The following is a 6,768-nucleotide window of genomic DNA, read 5'->3' on the forward strand; positions in this document are numbered from 1 at the left end:
AGCATCCCACTCAACGAGAATACAGGGAATCTGCTGGTGTGTGGAGGCTCAGCTGCCCCGGTGTCGGGGCGACGACGGGGTTCGACAGTCGGCCGATGGACTCGACCTCCACGTCCACCGTATCGCCCGGGTGCAGGGCCAACCGGGGTGTGCGGAAGTCGCCGCACCCGGCAGGGGTTCCGGTCAAGATGACATCGCCGGGGGAGAGGGTGAAGTACCTCGAGCAGTAGCTGACCAGGTCCGCGATGGGAAAGATCATGTCCGCGGTGTTCCCGTCCTGCACGACGCCTCCGTTGAGCCAGGTTCGGATTCGGAGGTTCTGCGGATCGGGTATCTCGTCCTTGGTGACGACCACCGGTCCGAGTGGGCAGAAGGTGTCCAGGCCTTTGCCCCGGACCCATTGCCCGTCCTCGGCTTGGAGATCGCGCGCGGAGATGTCGTTGGCGGCAGTGTAGCCGAACACGACGTCGAGAGCGCTCTCGGGCGCAACATTGCGACAGCTGGCACCGATGATGACGGCGAGTTCGCCTTCCCAGTCGGCGCGGGTGGTGACCGTCTCGTCGACCACGATCACCTCGGATGGGCCGGTGGAGCTCGACGACAGTTTCGGGAACAGGTACGGCGTGGTGGGGATGTCCCAGTTCATCTCGCGCACCGTGTCGTGGTAGTTCAGCCCGATGCCGAAGATGGTGGGCGGACGGTAGGGCATGACGACCCGTGCATGCTGTGCCTCGAGGGTCGGGCCGTCGAACTCGACGGCGGACGCATCACGGATGACATCGAGGATCGATGCGTCCGCGGCCGACGGGGTCTGCCACCCCGCTCCTCGCTGCCGTGCCAGGAGGGGGCGGCCGTCGTGTTCGATTGTCGCGTACCTCATTTGGTGGCACCTGTGCTCGAGTTTCCGGATGCGATGCCGGAGGGGTTCTGCGCGACGGGGACGTCCACACCGTGGGCCTTCTGGTGGCGGACGAAGATCCACACGATCATGGCACCGAGGACACCGAGGGCCCCTGCCAGGACGAAGGCGCCACTGTAGCTGCTGGTAGCGACGATGAACCCGGTCACCGTCGGTGCGATGATTCCGGAGATGTTCGCCAGGCCGTGCATGAGACCGCCGGCGCTGCCGACGTATTCCTTCGGTGCGGCGTCCTGGATGAGGGTCCAGTATGCGGGGGCCGCGAGCATCAGGAATCCGACAGCGATGGTCATGAGAATGACAGCGCTGGTCGCGGTGCTCGCCGTGCTGGTCACTCCGACGCAGAGGGCGCTGGTGATCAAGCAGGTGACGAGGACGACCTTGCGGGAGAAGAACTGCTTGCCGGTGTGGGTGAAGATGTAGTCGATCAGGTAGCCGCCGCCGAGGTATCCGGCGGCGCCGATGATCCACGGAATTGCGGTGACGATGGACATGTCGCGCAGGCTCACACCCTGGGCGTCGACGAGGTAGACCGGGAACCAGGTCAGGAAGAAGAACAGGATGTAGTTGTAGCAGAACAACGACAGGGCGGTCGCAAGGATCGCCGGCTGGAGAATGGCCTTCCACATTGACGGCTTCTCACCTGTGGCGGTCTGTTCGACGGCGGTTTCCTCGACGGCGTCGGTTTCGTCGATTTCGGCGATCTCACGGTCGCTGACGCGCTTGTTGTCGCGGGGATTGTCGGTGGCGACCAGACGCCAGATCAGCGCCCAGGTCAGGCCGATCAGGGCGATGAGGATGAAGGCGACTCGCCAACCGAATGTCAGGGCCAGGAACCCGACGACCGGACCGGACAGTGCGCCGCCGAGCGGGCCGCCGGCCTGGTTGATGCCGACGGATCGAGCTCGCTCCCGTAGCGGGAACCAGTTGTTGACCATCTTGTTGGCGGTCGTGGAGATGGGGCCTTCACCGATACCGAACAGGGCGCGGGCGATCAAGAGGGTCCAGAAGTTGAACGCCCCTGCCGTCAGTCCGCACATCACGGACCAGAACACCATTGCCCAGACGAAGACCTTCTTCGCGCCGAACTTGTCGGAGAGGACTCCGCCGAGGAAGTTGAACAGTGCGTATCCGACCGAGAAGCTACTGAAGATCAGGCCCTTCTCGACATCGGTGAGGTGGAAGTCCTCGGTGATGAAGGGCATTGCGACGGCGAGTGCCGAACGGTCCATGTAATTGATCACCATTGCGGCGGTGAGCATGACCAGGATCGTCTTGCGGAAATTCTTCTGCCGGGGCTGCCCCTGCGTCGGGGCCTCCGTGGAATGTGTCGTCATGGTTTCGCCTCCCAGCGTAACGAAATGGATAGGGCGAGAGGGGCGGTGGATCCGCGCTGTGCTCTCGGTGTGTCTGGCCGACAGCCGAGAGAAGATGCGCAGTCTGTGGTCTGTGCCGCTCTCGGTGGGTGTAACCTCTGCCTTGCGTCCCAATCAATGGGAGGCTATCGTATTGAATGGGACTTGGATGGTGGAAACATTAGCGCATAGTGGTCTACACCACAATTCCGACCTCAACCACTAGGACGAGGTACTAACCAGCAGGACACCCCGGTGGGGGTGGAAGCGAGGATCAAGTGACCAGGAAGCAACCGGGATGGCGAGCTCCGACATCCGATACCGGCTATGGGCAACTCGCGGGACGGGTCGCCTTGGTCTCCGGTGCCGGCCACAACATCGGCGAAGCCATTGCCAGACGGTTCGCCTCCGAAGGCGCGGCGGTGGCGGTGGCCGACATCAACCTGGCCTCTGCCACGCGGGTTGCTGAAGCCATCGTCGCCGCCGGTGGTCGCGCCTTCGCTGCGGTCGGCGACCTGTCGTCCATCGAGGGCGTCGACCAGGTCTTCGACGAGGTGGAGCGGCATCTGGGTCTTGTCGATGCTCTCGTCAACAACGCGTACGCCAGGGTCGGGGAAACCAGTTTCGAGCCGTTCCTCTCGGTGGATCCGGCCGATTGGCAGCGATTCGTCGCCGCGAACACCACCATGTTCTTCGCCTGCGCTCAGCGCGCCGCGCGGAGCCTGGCGTCGGCCGGACGGCAAGGAACCATCGTCAATATCAGCTCCCACGGAGCCGCCCGAGCGCACCGCCAACACATCCCCTACGACTCGGTGAAGGGCGCGATGGAATCGTTCACTCGGGCCGTCGCGGTGGACCTGGCGCCCTGGGGGATTCGTTCCAACTGTGTCCGGCCCGGATCGATCGCCGTCGACAGCGAACAGATGAACTGGGACGCCGCCGACAGCGTCGACGACGTGCGAAGCAGCCAGATCCCGATGGGTCGTCCTGGATCGATCGACGATGTGGCCAGTGCCGTGCTGTACCTGACGTCGAAAGAATCCGCGTACGTCACCGGACAGGTCTTCAACGTCGACGGGGGCATGTCGGTGCAGGCACGCGCACCCCAGGTCGAACCTGGCGTGGTCGCAAGTCCGTCGACGTTGACGAACTTCCCGCCGCGCTTGCAGAACGATCTGGCGCATCACTGATGTCGGTCGATCTGCGTACTCCTGTGCAGCCGCGGGCGGTCCAACGAAAGACCGCGCTGGTTACCGGCGCCGAATCCGTGTTGAGCCGGGACATCGCGTGTGCGTTGGCCCGAGACGGCATCACCGTTGCCGTCCAGGGCTACTCACCCGCACACGTGGACGAGACGGTGCAGACCATCACCGACGACGGTGGCAGTGCTCTGGCCGTGGGGTCGGACCTGACCGTCGAATCCGAAGTCGATCAGGCGTTCAACCGGATCGAAGAACGCGGCCCGATCGACCTGCTCGTAAACAACGCGTCGTTACCCGGACCGGAATCCGCCACTCGCCCATTCCTGGAAGTGCGCTCACAGGACTGGCGACGATTCACCCAAGACAATCTCCTCGTTCTCCACCTGATCAGCCACAGAGTGGCTCGCACGCTGAAGCAGGCCCGCCGACGCGGCGCTGTGGTGACCGTGTTCGGCGAGAACGAAGCGGCGCGATCGGACCACGCGCACCATTTCCTGCGGGCAATCGTCGGTGCCTTCACCCGCGGTGTCGCAGACGATCTGATGCGTAACAACATCTGTGTCAACGCAGTACGAGCGGGGGCGAACACCGACCCACAGCTGACTACCGCCATGGCACTCGATTTGCTGCAGAAACGCATCCGGGCACGTGGTCGACACCGGCTCCACGGGCGCGGACACCCGTGAATCCACCACTACGACCATTCCCCTTCCCTCCGAACCAATCTCGAGAAAGGCACGACCCGTGACCAGTGATCGAAACCCTGAGCGACTCGACCCCGCGATGCTCGACAAGTACCGCAGAATCAGTACCGCCACCCTGGCGACCCGGTTGTTCGCCGTCGGGCTGCGTCAGCAGTACTTGGTGGGGGTGAGCCCCCTGAACCCGGACATAGACGGGTTCGTCGGCGAAGCGTGCACGATGCGCTTCATCCCCGCCCGCGAAGACATCGACACCCTCGAAGGTCTCTATGGCGCCGACAACCTTCAGTGGAAGGGCGTGGAAGCACTCGAGAAAGGTCAGGTGCTGGTCATCGACAGCCGCAGTGACATCAATGCCGCGTCGGCGGGCGACATGCTCGTCACCCGTGCAATGCACAAGAAGGCCGCCGCCGTCATCACCGACGGCGCGTTCCGCGACGGCTACGTCATCAAGGACATTCCGATCCCGACCTACAGCCGGGCCATAACCTCCACCTCCAGGCTGTCGAACTTCCACGTCGCAGACTTGCAGGTGCCGATCGGCTGCGCCGGCGTCGCCGTCTACCCGGGCGATCTCCTCGTCGGCGACCGCGACGGCGTCATCGTCATCCCCCGCCACCTTGCCCCCGAAATCGTCGACGAAGCCCTCGAACAGGAAGAACTCGAGGCCTATCTGCACACCCGCGCACGTCAGGGCGAGCCGCTGCTCGGCGGACTCTACCCACCGAGCGAAAAGACCAAGGGCGAATACCGGCAGTGGAAGGCCGCCCAGAACGCCGCGTCGAACAGACAGATCGCCACGGATGGAGTACTGCGGTGACCGCCTTCACCCACCTGGACCGCGACATCCAGCGCAAGCAGATGGAATCGACCATCCGGACATACTTCGACGGCTGCAACGAGGCAGACGTGGAAAAGATGGCCGCCACGTTCGCACCCGAGGCGGTGCACTACTTCCCACCCGGCCTGGACGGACCCTGGGTAGGAAACCGCACCATCGCCGAGAACTGGCGACGACTGACCCTCACCATCGGATCGGCCTGGACGATCGACCGGTTGATCGCAGAACCCGAATCCCTGCAGGCCGTGATCGAATGGACCCACTACAAGACGCGTCCGGGCGGATTCCTCCGCGGCGACGAATGGTACAAGTTCGACCCCGAAACCGGTCTGATCACCGAGATCCGCGCCTTCTACGCCTCGGCACCGGACGGCCGTGAGAAGGTGGAACTGCAGGGTTACGACTACGCAGCGCAGGGCTATCACCTGCAATGCCCGGTCGAGCGGCCGCATCCCGACGCCGAGTACGCCGCCCGATGAGCCCCGACCGCCCGACGGTCGACCGGGTCGAGACCTTCCCCCTCGAGGCCGTGCTGCCCGACGGTGGCTACGGCGCCTCGAAGGTGCTGCTGCCGGCGCGGGTGTGCACGATCGTGAAAATCACTACCTCCGACGGGGTCGTCGGGTGGGGGGAGAGCTTCGGCCCGCCCAGGCTGACCGCGCCGCACCTGGACGCCTACGCCCGCACCCTCGTCGGGCGCCCGGTCGACGCCCGTGAATCGTTCCTGCTCGATGCGCTCTCGGCCGGGTACCAGTTCACCTCCGGCGGTCTGCACGTCGCCGCCCTCTCCGGACTCGACATCGCCCTGTGGGATGCACAGGCCCGGGCCTTCGGTGTTCCGGTGGGCCGGCTGCTCGGCGGGGTCGTCCGCGACAGTGTCCCCGCCTACGCATCCACCGGATACATGACTGCCACAAGGGATCCGGGACTGTTCCGCGACCAGATTCAGCAGGTCGCCGCCGAGGGCTTCACCGCCGCGAAGGTCAAGATCGGATCGGGGCTGGCCGAGGACCGGGAGCGAGCCCGGATCACCCGTGAGGTCCTCGGCGACAAGGGCACTGTCATGGTGGACTACAACGCCAATGCCACCGTCGATGTCGTGACACGGTCGCTGGCGGGCATCGTCGACCTCGACCTGTACTGGGTCGAGGAGCCGCTGCCACCGGACGATCACACCGGCTGGGAACTCGTGCGCCGCCTCGGGGTTCCGATCGCCGCAGGTGAATCGCTGTACACGCGCTTCGGGTTCCGGGATGTCATCGCGCAGCGCCGAGTGGACATCGTGCAACCGGATGTCACCAAATGCGGCGGCTTCACCGAGGCCAAGGCGATCGCACAGAACGCGACCGCATGGAACCTTCGCGTCTCACCGCACTGCTGGGGGACGGGGTTGTCACAGGCCGCGACGCTGCAACTGCTGTCGACCCTGCCGAACGCACCGTTCGGTCGGACCGGCGCCCCCGTGCACTACCTCGAGTTCGACCGAGGTCACAACCCCCTGCGCGAGGGCGTCCTCACCGAACCCATCCGAACCCTCGACGGACGAGTCGCCGTGCCGGGCGGGCCCGGCCTCGGTGTCGAAGTCAACGAAGACTTCATTCGCAAGACAGCGCTCGACGACTATCGCGTCGATGCCCGCATCAGTCAACGCTAGACCGAAGTTACTGCTATGAGAACGAGCGAACCCCCGGTTGAGCTGGGGGTTCGTGGTTTTCGGTTGTGGTTGTTCTGGCTACCTGACCGTGTGGGG

Annotated in this window: 7 protein-coding genes; 5 read left to right on the forward strand and 2 right to left on the reverse strand. The window is 64.7% G+C overall.

From position 1 onward, the window contains the following. Positions 1–10 precede the first annotated feature (10 nt). A complete protein-coding gene (locus tag ACFVJ3_RS45435) occupies positions 11–880 on the reverse strand; it encodes a fumarylacetoacetate hydrolase family protein (protein ID WP_378458313.1) in 870 nt (289 codons plus the stop codon). Then, a complete protein-coding gene (locus tag ACFVJ3_RS45440) occupies positions 877–2,256 on the reverse strand; it encodes an MFS transporter (RefSeq protein WP_378458314.1) in 1,380 nt (459 codons plus the stop codon). Before ACFVJ3_RS45440 ends, ACFVJ3_RS45435 begins: the two co-directional genes overlap by 4 nt. Positions 2,257–2,552: 296 nt before the next feature. Here ACFVJ3_RS45440 and ACFVJ3_RS45445 point away from each other — a divergent pair, with 296 nt between their 5' ends. From ACFVJ3_RS45445 to ACFVJ3_RS45465, 5 genes are read left to right on the forward strand one after another with little or no spacing between them, the layout of a single operon-like run. Continuing rightward, positions 2,553–3,464: an SDR family NAD(P)-dependent oxidoreductase gene (locus ACFVJ3_RS45445; protein WP_378458315.1), complete on the forward strand. Its 912-nt coding sequence runs from the start codon at positions 2,553–2,555 to the stop codon at positions 3,462–3,464. Then, positions 3,464–4,162 (forward strand): SDR family NAD(P)-dependent oxidoreductase, encoded by a 699-nt coding sequence (locus ACFVJ3_RS45450; protein WP_378458316.1) that lies wholly within the window; start codon positions 3,464–3,466, stop codon positions 4,160–4,162. The genes ACFVJ3_RS45445 and ACFVJ3_RS45450 overlap by 1 nt, the downstream gene beginning before the upstream one ends. A gap of 58 nt (positions 4,163–4,220) precedes the next feature. Continuing rightward, the gene (locus ACFVJ3_RS45455) at positions 4,221–4,997 is read left to right on the forward strand and encodes a hypothetical protein (protein ID WP_378458317.1); all 777 of its coding nucleotides are present in this window, start codon (positions 4,221–4,223) and stop codon (positions 4,995–4,997) included. Further along, positions 4,994–5,497, forward strand: coding sequence for a nuclear transport factor 2 family protein (locus tag ACFVJ3_RS45460; protein WP_378458318.1), 504 nt, complete (start codon positions 4,994–4,996; stop codon positions 5,495–5,497). The genes ACFVJ3_RS45455 and ACFVJ3_RS45460 overlap by 4 nt, the downstream gene beginning before the upstream one ends. Then, entirely contained in the window at positions 5,494–6,672 is a 1,179-nt protein-coding gene (locus ACFVJ3_RS45465; RefSeq protein WP_378458319.1) for a mandelate racemase/muconate lactonizing enzyme family protein, read from the forward strand. The genes ACFVJ3_RS45460 and ACFVJ3_RS45465 overlap by 4 nt, the downstream gene beginning before the upstream one ends. Positions 6,673–6,768 lie beyond the last annotated feature (96 nt).

The organism is Rhodococcus sp. NPDC127593 (genome assembly GCF_042671975.1).
Classification (GTDB): domain Bacteria; phylum Actinomycetota; class Actinomycetes; order Mycobacteriales; family Mycobacteriaceae; genus Rhodococcus_F.

What these genes read in the sequence shown, in the direction of transcription:
- ACFVJ3_RS45450 (WP_378458316.1), top strand. Translation starts at nt 3,464, where the DNA reads ATGTCGGTCGATCTGCGTACTCCTGTGCAGCCGCGGGCGGTCCAACGA.
- ACFVJ3_RS45435 (WP_378458313.1), bottom strand. Translation starts at nt 880, where the DNA reads ATGAGGTACGCGACAATCGAACACGACGGCCGCCCCCTCCTGGCACGG.
- ACFVJ3_RS45465 (WP_378458319.1), top strand. Translation starts at nt 5,494, where the DNA reads ATGAGCCCCGACCGCCCGACGGTCGACCGGGTCGAGACCTTCCCCCTC.
- ACFVJ3_RS45440 (WP_378458314.1), bottom strand. Translation starts at nt 2,256, where the DNA reads ATGACGACACATTCCACGGAGGCCCCGACGCAGGGGCAGCCCCGGCAG.